The sequence below is a fragment of the Bradyrhizobium sp. USDA 10063 genome (assembly GCF_054063735.1).
The window spans coordinates 5,391,835-5,404,508 of record NZ_JBSSGP010000002.1; the positions used below are offsets into that span (position 1 = coordinate 5,391,835).

Annotated in this window: 12 protein-coding genes and 1 pseudogene; 6 read left to right on the forward strand and 7 right to left on the reverse strand. The window is 63.5% G+C overall.

Annotation, left to right across the window (positions count from 1 at the left end):
• Positions 1-133 precede the first annotated feature (133 nt).
• Complete coding sequence (locus ACVJGD_RS27635; RefSeq protein ID WP_456637199.1) at positions 134-388, forward strand: hypothetical protein; 255 nt, start codon at positions 134-136, stop codon at positions 386-388.
• A gap of 16 nt (positions 389-404) precedes the next feature.
• On the opposite strand, the gene ACVJGD_RS27640 is transcribed toward ACVJGD_RS27635, so the two are convergent.
• Genes ACVJGD_RS27640 through ACVJGD_RS27660 form a run of 5 tightly spaced genes read right to left on the reverse strand, consistent with a single transcriptional unit; the run spans position 405 to position 5,085 of the window.
• Positions 405-1,391, reverse strand: coding sequence for a Bug family tripartite tricarboxylate transporter substrate binding protein (locus tag ACVJGD_RS27640; protein ID WP_456637200.1), 987 nt, complete (start codon positions 1,389-1,391; stop codon positions 405-407).
• The gene (locus ACVJGD_RS27645) at positions 1,388-2,293 is read right to left on the reverse strand and encodes an amidohydrolase family protein (protein WP_456637201.1); all 906 of its coding nucleotides are present in this window, start codon (positions 2,291-2,293) and stop codon (positions 1,388-1,390) included. The genes ACVJGD_RS27640 and ACVJGD_RS27645 overlap by 4 nt, the downstream gene beginning before the upstream one ends.
• Before the next feature lie 14 nt (positions 2,294-2,307).
• Complete coding sequence (locus ACVJGD_RS27650; RefSeq protein WP_456637202.1) at positions 2,308-3,489, reverse strand: amidohydrolase family protein; 1,182 nt, start codon at positions 3,487-3,489, stop codon at positions 2,308-2,310.
• A 38-nt stretch (positions 3,490-3,527) separates the two neighbouring features.
• Entirely contained in the window at positions 3,528-4,202 is a 675-nt protein-coding gene (locus ACVJGD_RS27655) for an RraA family protein (protein ID WP_456637203.1), read from the reverse strand.
• A 28-nt stretch (positions 4,203-4,230) separates the two neighbouring features.
• Positions 4,231-5,085 (reverse strand): amidohydrolase family protein, encoded by an 855-nt coding sequence (locus ACVJGD_RS27660; RefSeq protein WP_456637204.1) that lies wholly within the window; start codon positions 5,083-5,085, stop codon positions 4,231-4,233.
• Positions 5,086-5,208: 123 nt separating this feature from the next.
• Between ACVJGD_RS27660 and ACVJGD_RS27665 the strand changes: the two genes are divergently transcribed.
• The 5 genes from ACVJGD_RS27665 (at position 5,209) to ACVJGD_RS27685 (ending at position 10,215) form a co-directional block, all read left to right on the forward strand.
• On the forward strand, positions 5,209-6,183 hold the full coding sequence (locus ACVJGD_RS27665; RefSeq protein ID WP_456637205.1) for a LysR substrate-binding domain-containing protein: 975 nt from the start codon (positions 5,209-5,211) through the stop codon (positions 6,181-6,183).
• 145 nt (positions 6,184-6,328) lie between these two features.
• Entirely contained in the window at positions 6,329-7,411 is a 1,083-nt protein-coding gene (locus ACVJGD_RS27670) for an ABC transporter substrate-binding protein (protein ID WP_456637206.1), read from the forward strand.
• Between the two features lie 64 nt (positions 7,412-7,475).
• Positions 7,476-8,261 (forward strand): ABC transporter ATP-binding protein, encoded by a 786-nt coding sequence (locus tag ACVJGD_RS27675; protein WP_456640394.1) that lies wholly within the window; start codon positions 7,476-7,478, stop codon positions 8,259-8,261.
• Positions 8,258-9,124, forward strand: a complete 867-nt coding sequence (locus ACVJGD_RS27680) for an ABC transporter permease (RefSeq protein ID WP_456637207.1) — start codon at positions 8,258-8,260, stop codon at positions 9,122-9,124. Before ACVJGD_RS27675 ends, ACVJGD_RS27680 begins: the two co-directional genes overlap by 4 nt.
• Positions 9,125-9,174: 50 nt before the next feature.
• Positions 9,175-10,215, forward strand: a complete 1,041-nt coding sequence (locus ACVJGD_RS27685; protein WP_456637208.1) for an esterase — start codon at positions 9,175-9,177, stop codon at positions 10,213-10,215.
• A gap of 2 nt (positions 10,216-10,217) precedes the next feature.
• On the opposite strand, the gene ACVJGD_RS27690 is transcribed toward ACVJGD_RS27685, so the two are convergent.
• Both ACVJGD_RS27690 and ybaL read right to left on the reverse strand, forming a co-directional pair.
• Complete coding sequence (locus tag ACVJGD_RS27690; RefSeq protein ID WP_456637209.1) at positions 10,218-10,691, reverse strand: hypothetical protein; 474 nt, start codon at positions 10,689-10,691, stop codon at positions 10,218-10,220.
• A gap of 48 nt (positions 10,692-10,739) precedes the next feature.
• A pseudogene (gene ybaL, locus ACVJGD_RS27695) lies at positions 10,740-12,508 on the reverse strand (YbaL family putative K(+) efflux transporter).
• Between the last annotated feature and the right edge of the window lie 166 nt (positions 12,509-12,674).

A 12,674-nucleotide genomic window follows, 5' to 3' on the forward strand; every position in this document is an offset into this window, starting at 1 on the left:
CCGGCCGTAGGATTTTGTTATCGCCACAACGGGCTAGCAAAGAAAACGCTGCCGGGAAATGGCTCGCGCGCAAAGTTGATGTTGCTCCCACTTCACGGAACTGAAACAAAGGGCCGACAAAGGACGGACGATCTTGAAACTTCTCATCCCCATGGCCCTCGGCCTCATGGTCGGCATCGCCCCGGCTTCGGCGGAAATCGAGCAATGCCGCTTCATTCAGGCCAAGACCGAGCGGGAGGCCTGCTACGAGCGGCAAGCCGCGACGCTGGCAGCCAAGCGCAAGCCAGAGCCGACCTACGACAGCAAGCCGATGGAATCGCTGCAGCAGATGCGGCGCGATGACGAAGAGGTCTACAAGAGTTTGCGCAGCATCTGCCGCGGCTGCTGAGCGGCGGCGCGAAAGATCATTCAGCCTTGATCTTGGCGGTGCGGATGATGTTGCCCCAGCGTTCGGTCTCGGACTTGATGAAGGCGCGGAAATCCTCCGGTGATCCGCCTTTGACCACGGCGCCCATCTCACGGAGGCTGTCCTTCACTTTCTGATCGGCGAGCGCGAGGTCGATCTCCTTGTTCAGCCGCACCACGATCTCCTTGGGCGTGCGGGCCGGAACCAGAAAACCCCACCAGACGGTGGCCTCGACGCCGGGGAAGCCGGCCTCGGTGACCGTCGGGACTTCCGGCAACAGCACCAGCCGCTCGCGCGAGCTGACCGCGACCGGCCGGAGCTGGTTGGCGCGGATCTGCGGCATGCCCTGCACGGGATCGACGTACATGAAGGAGACGCGGCCGGCGATGATATCGACCATCGCCTGCGCGCCGCCCTTGTAGGGCACGTGCAGCGCCTGGATGCCGGTCACCTGCTTGAAGATCTCCGCCGCAAGATGGCCAGAGGTGCCGGTGCCGGCGGAGGCAAAGGTCAGCTTGTCCGGCGCCGCCTTGGCCATGTCGACGATGTCCTTGACGGTCTTGGCCTCGAATTGCGGCTGCACCACCAGGATCAAGGGCGAATAGCCGACCAGCGCGACCGGTTCGAGGTCCTTCTCCGCATTGAACGGCAGGCTGTCGAACAGCGCCTCATTGGTCGCGAGGTTGTTGGCGGCGATCAGGACATTGTAGCCGTCGGGATCGGACTTGGCGACGAAGCCGGTCGCAATGTTGCCGCTGGCGCCCGGCCGGTTCTCGATCACGATCGGCTGGCCAAGTTGCGGGCCGGCCTGCCGCATCACGGTGCGCGCGACGATATCGACCGCGCCGCCCGCGGAGAACGGCACCGCGACATGGATCGGGCGCTCGGGATAGGTGGCCGCGCGAGCCATCCTGGGCAGGCCAGGCGCCAGCGTAGCGCCGGCAAGCAGCGACAGGACAGTGCGTCGGTTGATCTGGTCGGTCACGGGCGAGCCTCGTTCGATGTTGCTGGTTGGACGGCGCCGCCTGTTTCGGGCCAGCGCAGCAAAGCGGCGGCAGTGCCGCCGAGAACGAGCCTGCGGTCGTCCTCGGTCAGGAACGGAAGCTCGCGCCGCATATGGTCGAGACATTCGAGATAGGAGCACGGCAGGCGCGTGAGGTCCGATCCCCACATGATGCGATCGGCGCCGAATGCCTCGAAGGTTCGCCGCAGATAGGGCTCCAGGCTCGCGAACGGATAGGAACTGTCGGTGTAGCAAGGCAGCGAGCTCGCCTTGATCGCGATGTTCGGAAACCGCGCCAGCGCAAGCAATTCGTCGAGATCGGCGAAACAGGCTTCATCGCGCAGCGCGCTCTGCCGCGCCATGTGATCGAGGATGATGGTGAGGCCCGGATAGCGTCCGGCCAGCGCTGCGATCTCCTTGAGCAGGCCGGGCGCGAGCGCCATCAGCGGAATGCCCAAGCGCTGGCAGTCCGACCAGAACCATTCGATGGTGCCGGGCACCAGCCACCGCGCCCATTGCGGCTTGTAGAAGGTCATGCGGATGCCGAGCATCCCCGGCTGGTCGAGCCAGGTCTGCAGCCGCTCACGCGCGCCGGCCTCGTCCGGATTGAAACGGCCCATTACCGCGAACCGATCGGGCAAGCGCTGCGCCGCTTCCAGTGCGGTGTCGTTGGAATCGCCGACCGGCGACGGCGGCACGATCACCGCGCGGTCGACGCCGGTCCGGTCCATCATCCCGATCAATTCATCCGCGCCGAGCGGCTCGGGGCGATGCGGCCGCGCACCGGGCACGGCGACGAAGGACGGCTTGCCGATCTGTTCCGGAGGCCAGGGTCGATCAGGGCGATGCCCTTCCCAGAGATGAACCTGCGAGTCCGTGATCAATGCGCGCTCCCGTCTCAATTGAAGATACCGGTGGGAATGCGGCTGTACACGCGTCGCGCATTGCCGGCGAAGATCGCGCGCTTCTCGTCGGCGCTCAGCAGCGTCGAGTCATCGATGTAACGCCGCGTGTGGTCGTAGTTGAAACCGGTCTCGGGATCGATGCCCTTCACTGCGCCCAGCATCTCTGAGGCAAAGAGGATATTCTCGGCCGGGATCACCTTGGTCAGCAGGTCGATCCCGGGTTGATGGTAGACGCAGGTGTCGAAGAACACGTTTTTCAGCACGCTTTCGGACAATGGCGGCCGCTTCTGGTCCTGCGCGATGCCGCGGTAGCGGCCCCAGTGATAGGGAATCGCGCCGCCACCATGCGGGATGATCAGCTTCAGTGTCGGAAAATCCTTGAACAGGTCCGACATCAGGAGCTGCATGAAGGCGGTGGTATCGCCGTTGATGTAGTGGCTGCCGGTGGTGTGGAAAACCGGATTGGCGGCGGCGCTGACATGGATCATCGCGGGCACGTCGAGCTCGACCATCTTCTCATAGAGCGGATACCACCAGCGGTTGGTCAACGGCGGATCCTTCCAGTAGCCGCCGCTCGGGTCCGGGTTGAGGTTGCAGCCGACGAAGCCGAGCCCCTCGACGCACCGCGTCAGCTCAGCGATGCAGTTCCTCGGCGCGACGCCCGTCGACTGCGGCAACTGGCAGACGCCGATGAAATTCTTCGGATAGAGTTTTGTGAGCCGGTAGATCAGGTCGTTCGAAACCCGCGACCAGGCCTCGCTGACCGCGGCGTCACCGATGTGATGGCTCATGCCCGAGGCGCGCGGGGAGAACAGCGTCACTGAAGTGCCGCGCTCGCGCTGCAGCCGGAGCTGCGCGCCTTCGACGGATTGCCGCAGCTCGTCGTCGCTGATTTTGAGCTCATCGACCGAAGGCATCTGCGAGCCGTCGCCGATCGCCGCGATCTGGCGCTTGCGCCAGTCGAGCAGTGGCTGCGGCTCCGTGGTGTAGTGCCCGTGGCAGTCGATGATCGGTCCGCTCGAGGCCTGTGCGCGGCGCAGCCCTTCCGTCGCCTCGATATTCGTCGGAGACGAGACGGAAGAAGGCCTGCCGGAAGCCATCACGGCCTGGAAAACCAGTGAGCCGCTGCAACACGAACAGCCGTTCGGGTGAACCGATCCGGAAAAAGCAAACACAGCATACTCCCTTGCCAACGTCGCGTGCGACGTCGCGATCAAACGTCAATCCTGCAACCGAGCCGGGTCAGCGTGGCGTCGACCCAGGAGCGGTCGAGCTTGCCCTCCTTGATCAGAGCGAGCTGCTTGATCTCGGCCTGGTGCTTGGCCTCGGTCGCCTTCAGCACCTCAGCCGTGACATCGAAGGGCACGCAAACGATGCCGTCGCCGTCGCCGACAATGAGATCGCCGGGCGCGATCACCATGCCGTCGATCGCGATCGGCACGTTGATCTCGCCGGGGCCATCCTTGTAGGGGCCGCGATGGGTGACGCCGGCGGCATAGACCGGGAAGGTGCCGGCGTGCAGCGTGCCGTAGTCGCGGATCGCGCCGTAGATGACGATGCCGGCGATCCCGCGCCGCTCGGCCTGTGCCGCCATCATCTCGCCGATCAGCGAATTGGTGAGATCGCCGCCGCCGTCGACCACGATCACATCGCCGGGCTCGGCGATGTCGATCGCCTTGTGCACCATCAGATTGTCGCCGGGGCGCGTCTTCACCGTGAAGGCCGGACCGGCAAGCACGCCCTCGCTGTGGATCGGCCGCAGCGCCGCGCCGCCCGCAGTCATCCGCGACATCGAGTCACTGATATTGGCGACCGGCAGCTCGCGGAATTTCGCGACCGTGCCGGCACCGACCTTGCGCGTGCGTTTGCAAATCTGGAATCCAATCATCGCCTCTCCTCCCTTGCCATTCCGGTTATCATTTGAAGAGATCGCGGCCGCCGGCCTGCTTGATGTACTTGATGAAGTTGCCGGCGAAGATCGCCTTGCGATCAGCCTCGTCAAGGAAATCGCATTCCTCGCTGATGAACGTCACAGCCTGCGGATAGGTGCAGGCGCGCAGCACCGGCGGATAGTTCGATCCCCAGATCATCTTGTCGGGACCGATGTGCTCGTAGAGTTCGCGGAAACGCTGCTTCGAGGTCGGATGCGGGTATTTCTCGTTATCCGGTGCGGCCTCGGGAAAATACGATACCTTCATCCAGATGTTCGGCTGTTCGCCGAGCTTGAGGATTTCCGGCCAGTTCCAGTACCGATCGGTATAGGGCGGCATGCGGCGCAGCCCCATATGGTCGAGCATGATCAGGATGCCCGGATAGCGCTTCACGACGTCGTGCAGTTCTTCGGTCTGGTACGGCGCGAACAGTTCAAGCGGAATCTGGAGCTTCTCGATCGCGGCGAGGAAGTCATTCAGCAGGCCCTGCCGAAGCCAGCTATTATAGGGGGGCTGGTGCAGGGTGATGCGAACGCCCAGCATGCCCTCCTGCGCCATGAACTGCTTGAGCCGACCCTCATTGTCCGGCAAGAGCGGATCGAAGCGGCCGAACACGCCGACCACCCGGTCCCCGTGTTTCGCCGCCGCTTCCAGCGAATAGCGGTTGTCGTAACCCATCAGCGACGCCGTGACCTGGACGATATGGGTGACGCCGGCCTTGTCGGCCTCCTTCAAGAGATCCTCCGCGAGCATCTCCTCGCCCCAATGGATCCCGTTGGGATCGTGCGGGCGCTCGGGGGTGGATCGTTCCCAATAATGCAGATGCGTATCGATGATCATGGGACGGGGCCTTCGGTAGGGCGTTCCTCGAATTATCGGTGGTTTCCGCCGGTGTAGGCGCAGCCGACCCATTCCGTCCAATATGATATTGACAGTCCGGCTATACGTTTTGACTATAAGAAGATGGATTATCGCCAGCTTCGCTATTTCATCGCGGTGGCAGAAGAGCTCAGCTTCAGCCGCGCCGCCCGGCGCCTGAACATCAGTCAGCCGCCGCTCAGCATCCAGATCAAGGCGATCGAGGCCGAGGTCGGAACGGCGCTGTTCAGCCGCAATCGGCGCAAGGTCGAGCTGACGCCGGCCGGTGAGGTGCTGCTGGACAATGCGCGGCGCGCAGTGAAGCAGCTCGAGCAGACCACCGAGGCGGTGCGCCGCGCCGGCCGCGGCGAGGCCGGCACCATTCGCCTCGCCTTCACCAGCTCGGTTCCGATGCGGGAGGCCTTCGCACAGATGCTGCGCGCCTTCCGCAGCCGCCATCCCGACGTGCAGATCGAGTTGCAGCACCTGGGAACTGGCTCGCAATTCGCGGCCCTCGCCGACGACCAGATCGATTTCGGCATCCTGCGGCCGCCGGCCGCGCTGCAAAAGAACCGGAATATCAAGCTGATGCCGCTGTGGCGCGACCGCTCGCGGCTGTTCTTTCCGTCGACCCATCGCCTCGCCGCGTCCACCGCCCCGGTCGAGATGACCGAGCTGGTCGATCAGCCGTTTGTCGGCGTCGAACCCGTCGTCAATTGCGGCATGCACGAACATCTGATGACACTGTGCGGTGCGGCCGGCTTCACGCCTCGCATCGAGCAGGAAGCGCGCGAGCTCAACACCGTGCTCGGCCTCGTCTCGGCCGGCCTCGGCATTGCCGTGCTGCCGGAGTGCTATACGTGCATGGCGATACCGGGCGTCTCCAGCCGCCCCATCGCAGGCATCGACGCGGAAAGCTGGCTCATGATCGCGATGCGCGATCGCAGCATGCCGGCGCTCATGCAGCGCTTCATCGACGTGGCCTGCAATCTCGGCGGCGCGGATGCACCGCATCTGGTGCCATCGAAGACGGTGAACGAACGCGCCAAGGCGCAGGCAAAGATCGTCCCGCTTCGCTGAGCGTTCACGGCCGCGAAAGCCGACAGACGCCCCGCGCGCATCGTGTAATATCGAAAAGCTAGCACTCCGATATCTTTCGTAAATCGAAGCAGGAAGAATCTCGCTTTGCGCCGCTTCCCGCACGGGCGAAGCGTTGACATCTGCCATGACCGGTCTGATGTTGCCCGCCAACAACGGACGTAACAACAGATCGAGGGAGGGGCAGTTGATCATCACGCGACGACACACCCTTATGGGAAGTGCTGCATTGCTCGCAGCTCCGGCGCTCATCGTGAAGACGTCGACGCCCGCGCGCGCGGAGGAAGGACAGATCAGGATCGTGCGGCAGCCCGGCATGGGACATCTGCCGCTGACCCTGATGATGGAATTGAACCTCCTGGACAAGCACCTGAGGGCGGCGGGCATCGACAAGCCCACTGTCAGCGTGCGCGTCGTCAGCGGCAGCACGGCGACGTCCGACGCGGTGATCTCGGGCAATGCCGACATGACCAGCGGCGCGCTGACCTCGCTGCTCACGCTGTGGGACAAGACCAAAGGCAAATACCAGGCGCTGTGCGCCATCACCACGCAGCCGATGCAGCTCGACACCATCAACCCCGCGGTCAAATCGGTCGCCGATTTCGCCGACAACGACCGCATCGGCCTGCCCGGCGTGAAGACGTCCTATCACGCGATCGTGCTGCAGATGGAAGCGGCGCGGCTCTGGGGCATCGACCAGTATGCGCGCCTCGATCATCTGACCGTGTTCATATCGCCGCCGGACGGCGTGATCGCGATGCTGTCGGGCAAGTCGCAGATTTCAGCGCATTTCACCTCGGCGCCGTTCATGTATCAGGAGCGCGAGGGCGGCAAGGCGCGCAAGATCCTCGATTCCTACGACGTGCTCGGCGGCCCGCATGTGTTCGGCACCATCTGGGGCTCGACGGCGTATTTCGAGAAGAACCCGGTGACGACGAAGGCGCTGCTCGCGGCGCTGTCGGAGGTCATGGACCTCCTCAAGAACGATCCGCGCGGCATGGCGCAGACCTACATCAAGGCCGACAATCTCAATTTCCCGCTCGACTTCGTCGAGGGCATGCTGCGCGATCCCCAGAACATCTTCGAGCTCGCTCCGCGCAACAGCATGAAGTTCGCCGAATTCCAGAACAGGATCGGCTTGATCAAGACCAAGCCCGCGAGCTGGAAAGACTATTATGCGCCGGCGATCCACCACTTGCAGGGTTCCTGACGCGTCGCTTGGGAGGTCTTCATGATTGAGCGCAAGCGTCGCCGCTTCCAGCATCGGCAAGGACATGGCTGAGCCGCTTCTCGACGTCGACCGCGTGACGCTGCGTTACAAGACGCCGCAATCGCTGGTGACCGCTACCCATCGCGTCAAATTCCACGTCGAGCGCGGTGATCGCTACGTGCTGCTCGGCCCCTCCGGCTGCGGCAAGTCGACCCTGCTCAAGGCCGTCGGCGGCTATCTGTTTCCGAGCGAAGGCAGTATCCGCATCAACGGCCGCAAGGTCGATGGCCCCGGCGCCGACCGCATGATGGTGTTTCAGGAGTTCGACCAGCTCCTGCCATGGAAGACGGTCGCCGAGAATGTCGCCTTCCCGCTCCGCGTCGCGCGCAAACTCTCCAAAGCGGAAGCCAACGACCGCGCCCGCGCCTATATCGCCAAGGTCAACCTGACCAAATTCGCGGATAGCTACACGCACACGCTTTCGGGCGGCATGAAGCAGCGCGTCGCGATCGCGCGCGGCATGGCGATGGAGCCCGACATCCTCCTGATGGACGAACCCTTCGCCGCACTGGACGCGCTGACCCGGCGGCGCATGCAGGATGAACTCCTGCAATTGTGGGCCGATACGCACTTCACCGTCCTGTTCGTGACGCATTCGATCGCGGAGGCGATCCGGATCGGCAGCCGCATCCTCCTGCTGTCGCCGCATCCCGGCCGCGTCAAGGCCGAGATCGAGGACGTGGCCGCCGTCGGCGGCGACAGCCGGCGCGCCGGCGAACTGGAGAAGCAGATCGACGATCTCCTGTTTGCCGCAGAAGGCGCCGGCGCCCACCAGGAAACTACCTCGTGAACGCACCGCGCATCATCCTGAGTTCGACCGCCGTCATGAATGATGGCATGGACCAGCCCGAGGTCGAACGGCAATTGTCGATCGCCGAACGGCTCTGGAACAATGCCGCGCTGCGCAAGGGCCTCATCCTGATCGTGCTGGCCGTGATCTGGGAAGCCTATGCGCGCTACCTCGACGACACGCTGCTGTTCCCGACGCTATCGGACACGTTGAAGGCCTTGTTCGATCACATCATCGACGGCTCGCTGATCGCGCGCACCTGGACCTCATTGCAGGTGCTGCTGCTGGGCTATGCGATCGGAATTGCGCTTGCGGGGATCTTGACGGCACTCGCGATCAACACGCGGCTGGGCACGGACCTTTTGGAGACACTGACCGCGATGTTCAATCCGCTGCCGGCAATCGCATTGCTGCCGCTGGCGCTGATCTGGTTCGGGCTTGGGGCGGCCAGCCTGATCTTCGTGCTGGTGCATTCGGTGATGTGGGCGGTCGCGCTCAATACTCATGCGGGTTTCCTCGCGGTGTCGCCGACGCTGCGGATGGTCGGGCGCAACTATGGCCTGCGCGGCCTGCCCTATGTCCTGAAGATCCTGATCCCTGCAGCGTTTCCATCGATCCTCACCGGGCTGAAGGTGGCCTGGGCATTTGCCTGGCGTACGCTGATCGCCGCCGAACTCGTGTTCGGCGTCGCGTCCGGAAAGGGCGGGCTTGGCTGGTTCATCTATGAAAGCCGCACCGTGCTCGATATCCCCGCGGTGTTCGCCGGCCTGTTGACGGTGATCCTGATCGGTCTCTTCGTTGAGAACCTGGTCTTCCGCCTGATCGAGCGCCGCACCGTGCGGATGTGGGGAGTGCAATCGTAAACGCGTCGACGTCACGCTCTCGGACTAAAAACAAACATAGGGGGACACCCATGCTGAAGCGCCTGGTCCTTGTCTTCATTCTTTCGGGAAATTTTCTCGCGGCGGGACACGCCTCGGAGGCGCCGCCGCCATCCGGTCCGCTCACCATCGCCAAGCAGGGCAGCTTCTTTGTCGGCGGTCGCGAGGTGAAGAGTGACGCGCTGTCGACCATTGCGAATTTCGGCGCGACGGGCACGATCACCGTCGACCAGATGTATGTCCGCTACCAGACCCCGCTGCAGCCCAAGGACTATTCGATCACGCTGATCCACGGATGCTGCCTCACCGGCAAGAGCTGGGAGACAACGCCCGACGGCCGGATGGGCTGGGACGAATATTTCCTGCGCCGCGGCTTTTCCGTCTACGTCATCGATCAGGCTTGGCGCGGGCGTTCGGCCGCGAGCCCCGTAGCAGTCAACGTCGTGAAAACGGGCAAGGCCGCGCCTGGCGCGCTGCCGGCCTTCATCTCGGCCGGTCACGAGCCGGCCTGGGCGATCTTCCGCTTCGGCACCGAATATCCGAAGGTGTTTCCCGGACTGCAGTTTCCACTGGAGGCACAGGACGAGTTCTGGAAGCAGATGGTGCCCGATTGGCACTATTCGATGACGCCGCCGGTCCCGACCGTGAAAGCGCTGTCCGAACTGTCTGAGCGGCTTGGCAAGACGGTGCTCGTCAGCCATTCGCAATCCGGCATCTTCCCGTTCCAGACGGCTGCGATGAGCCCGAAGGGAATAACTGCGATCATCTCGATCGAGCCCGGCGCATGTCCCGGCACCGACTTCGACATGACCGCGCTCAAGCAGATCCCGACGCTGGTGCTGTTTGGCGATTTCGTCAGCCAGTCGGAAGTGTGGAGCAAGCGGCTGGAAGGCTGCAGGAGCTTCGTTCAGGCCGCGAAGGCCGCCGGTGTTGACGCCGAAGTTGTCGCGCTGCCGGACGTCGGCATCCACGGCAACTCCCACATGCTGATGCAGGACAAGAATAATTTGCAAGTCGCCGACTGGCTGATCGACTGGCTCGCGACGCACGTCGAGAAGCACGCCGCGAAATGACGCTATGCCAATTGCTGCGGGCCCAGGCTGCCGAGCCACAGGCGGGCCGAGTGGATGCTGTGAAAATCCTTGATCGCGATTTCTTTGGCCAGTTTCGAATGGATGCTCCCGATCGAGACCTTGCCGAAGAATGTCAGCGACACGGCGGTAGCGACAGCCTTCAAACCCGCCGCGCGCGCCCGCGGCAGCCAATCTTCCACGATCCACTTCTGATCTTCCGCGTGGACGATCGGCAAATCCGAATCATCGCCCAGGATCCTGTCGGCGGCATGCTGCGTGAGCATGTTGAGGATGATCTCATGGACGAAGCGAAGCTGGGCGCTGGTCGCGTATTTCCGCCACACCACCGCGATGCAGGGAATGCTTTCATCATATGAGAGCGAACAGATCGGGTTGTCGTGCGGACTGTTCAACAAGTGGATCCCATCGATGGATTCGGTTTCGATGATCCGCTTCAGCTCCGCCAGTGCGCCCATTCTATCCCCTCTTCCGTCGGCAGCGTTCCCACGCGAGACGGCGGCATACTAGCGATCTGCCGGCGCTTTTGGAACACCATGCAAGGCGACCACGGTTGGCGCGCGCTGCGGTTCCATCTGCTGCGTTTCGGGCAGACGCTGCAGGTTTTCGATCATCGCTCGTGCAATCTCGCGCTCGCCCATGATGACGGTATCAGCGCCCAGTCGCGTGAGATGCTCGACCTCGGCGTCCGAATGCGCGCGGGCGATGATCCGGATATTCGGATTGGCAACGCGCGCCTGCTGAACGATCTGTCCGGCTTCGAACGCCTCGGGAATCGCAACCACCAGGTATCGGGCAGCGGACGGATTGGCTGCGGCGAGCACGTCGGCGCGGGCCGCATTGCCCATGATCGCCTCGATGTTGTTCTGCTTGAGCCCGGTGACAATCGCATCCGCATCCTCGATGACGAGGAACGGCTGGCCCGCCTGCTTCATGGCGTTGCCGACGATGTTTCCGACCCGGCCATAGCCGACCAGGATCGCATGACCGGTCAGGCTCGTGACCGGGATCGTTTCGCGGGCGGCAGGAGCGGCCGTCTCCAGCGACGAGATGGCCTCTGATCGAGGCGCGGTATCAGCCAGTCCACGCCTGCGAAGATCAGCGGATTGAGCATGATCGAAAGGATCGATCCGGCCAGGATCAGGTCGCGACCTTCCTTCGGGAGCAGATTGGATACAACACCAATCTCCGCCAGAATGAAGGAGAACTCTCCGATCTGGGCGAGACTGGCGGAGATCGTCAGCGCCGTAGCGACGGGGTGCCGGAACGCCAGCACGATCAGGAAGGCCGCCACGGATTTTCCGATGGTGATGATGAAGAGCGTGCCGATCAGGGGCCACGGTTCGCGGACCACGCTCATCGGATCGAACAGCATGCCGACGGAAACGAAGAACAGCACCGCAAAAGCGTCCCGCAGCGGCAATGACTCCTGCGCGGCGCGCTGGCTGAGCGGGGATTCCGTCAGCATCATCCCGGCGAAGAAGGCGCCGAGCGCGAGCGAGACGTCGAACAGCTTGGTCGCGCCGAATGCAACGCCGAGCGCGATCGCCAGCACGGCAAGCCGGAACAATTCGCGGGAGCCAGTGTGCGCAACGTAATGCAGGATCCACGGGATCAGCCTGCGTCCCACCACCAGCATCAGGGCGATGAACAGGCCGACCTTGGCGACTGTGAGCAATAACGTGCCCGTGAGTCCAAGACCAAGGCGCGCCGCAAGCGGACCGGCGGCCTGTGCATCGCCGTTCCCGCCGAGCACGCTCGCAAGTGCCGGAAGCAGCACGAGCGCGAGCACCATCGCGAGATCTTCCACGATCAGCCAGCCGACGGCGATCCTGCCACGATCGGTATCCATCAACCGGCGTTCCTGCATCGCGCGAAGCAGTACGACGGTGCTGGCGACCGATAATGCCAGTCCGAACACGAGGCCCGCTCCGGCCGTCCATCCCATCGCGACGGCCAAGCCAAGCCCCATCAGCGTTGCGACAGCAATCTGGACGACGGCACCGGGCAGCGCGATGGCGCGAACAGACAGAAGATCGTTGAGAGAGAAATGCAGGCCCACCCCGAACATCAGCAGGATGATGCCTAGTTCCGCCAACTCGGTTGCCAGTGACTGGTCCGCAACGAAGCCGGGTGTAAAGGGACCGACCGCAACTCCCGCGAGGAGATAGCCCACCAACGGTGGAAGGCGGAACCGCTGGGCGAGGGCACCGAACACAAAAGCCAGTCCAAGCCCTGCAACAATGGTCGCGATAAGTGGCGTATGATGCAGCATTTTCGGCTTTTCGCACAATCCATCGCCGATGTCCCGCGGACCATTTGTGGCGGCATGTCGCACTTGCTGCTTGCGTCGATTGGCGCGGTCTGCGCCTGATGGGATAGAACTGCATCCACGCGGCAACTGCGCTCCCTCGCCCGCTTGCGGGGAAGGCTGGGGTAGG

What these genes read in the sequence shown, in the direction of transcription:
- ACVJGD_RS27685 (WP_456637208.1), top strand. Translation starts at nt 9,175, where the DNA reads ATGCTGAAGCGCCTGGTCCTTGTCTTCATTCTTTCGGGAAATTTTCTC.
- ACVJGD_RS27690 (WP_456637209.1), bottom strand. Translation starts at nt 10,691, where the DNA reads ATGGGCGCACTGGCGGAGCTGAAGCGGATCATCGAAACCGAATCCATC.
- ACVJGD_RS27665 (WP_456637205.1), top strand. Translation starts at nt 5,209, where the DNA reads ATGGATTATCGCCAGCTTCGCTATTTCATCGCGGTGGCAGAAGAGCTC.
- ACVJGD_RS27655 (WP_456637203.1), bottom strand. Translation starts at nt 4,202, where the DNA reads ATGATTGGATTCCAGATTTGCAAACGCACGCGCAAGGTCGGTGCCGGC.
- ACVJGD_RS27675 (WP_456640394.1), top strand. Translation starts at nt 7,476, where the DNA reads ATGGCTGAGCCGCTTCTCGACGTCGACCGCGTGACGCTGCGTTACAAG.
- ACVJGD_RS27670 (WP_456637206.1), top strand. Translation starts at nt 6,329, where the DNA reads ATGACCGGTCTGATGTTGCCCGCCAACAACGGACGTAACAACAGATCG.
- ACVJGD_RS27660 (WP_456637204.1), bottom strand. Translation starts at nt 5,085, where the DNA reads ATGATCATCGATACGCATCTGCATTATTGGGAACGATCCACCCCCGAG.